The following is a 757-nucleotide window of genomic DNA, read 5'->3' as shown; positions in this document are numbered from 1 at the left end:
AACAGCCGGGTCTGAACGTTGGTTATCTCTCCTTTAACACCGAGAAGAAACCGCTGGACGACGTCAAAGTACGTCAGGCGCTGACCTACGCGGTCAACAAAGAAGCGATCATCAAAGCGGTTTACCAGGGCGCAGGCCAGGCGGCGAAGAACCTGATCCCGCCGACCATGTGGGGCTATAACGACGACGTTAAGGACTACACCTACGATCCGGAGAAGGCGAAGCAGCTGCTGAAAGAAGCGGGCCTGGAAAAAGGCTTCACCATCGATCTGTGGGCGATGCCGGTACAGCGTCCGTACAACCCGAACGCCCGCCGCATGGCGGAGATGATTCAGGCTGACTGGGCCAAGATTGGCGTCCAGGCCAAGATCGTCACCTACGAGTGGGGCGAGTATCTGAAGCGGGCGAAAGCGGGCGAGCACCAGAGCGTGATGATGGGCTGGACCGGCGACAACGGGGATCCGGATAACTTCTTCGCGACCCTGTTCAGCTGCGCCGCGGCGAAAGACGGCTCCAACTACTCGCGCTGGTGCTATAAGCCGTTTGAAGATCTTATTCAGCCGGCCCGCGCTACCGACGACCACAACAAGCGTATTGAACTGTACAAACAGGCTCAGGTAGTGATGCATGACCAGGCTCCGGCGCTGATCATTGCTCACTCCACCGTCTATGAGCCGGTGCGTAAAGAAGTCAAAGGCTATGTGGTGGACCCGCTGGGCAAACACCACTTCGATAACGTCTCTGTCGAATAATAAGC

At 57.3% G+C, this 757-nt stretch carries 1 protein-coding gene; it reads left to right on the top strand.

The window, feature by feature from the left end:
- The coding region (locus H9Y04_RS49210; RefSeq protein ID WP_236072317.1) for an ABC transporter substrate-binding protein at positions 1 to 752 on the top strand (752 nt) is incomplete at its 5' end.
- Positions 753 to 757 lie beyond the last annotated feature (5 nt).

This window comes from Streptomyces polyasparticus, assembly GCF_014493765.1.
Taxonomy (GTDB): domain Bacteria; phylum Actinomycetota; class Actinomycetes; order Streptomycetales; family Streptomycetaceae; genus Streptomyces; species Streptomyces polyasparticus.
The sequence above is the reverse complement of the archived record's forward strand: the minus strand, read 5'-3'. Positions and strand labels throughout refer to the sequence as shown.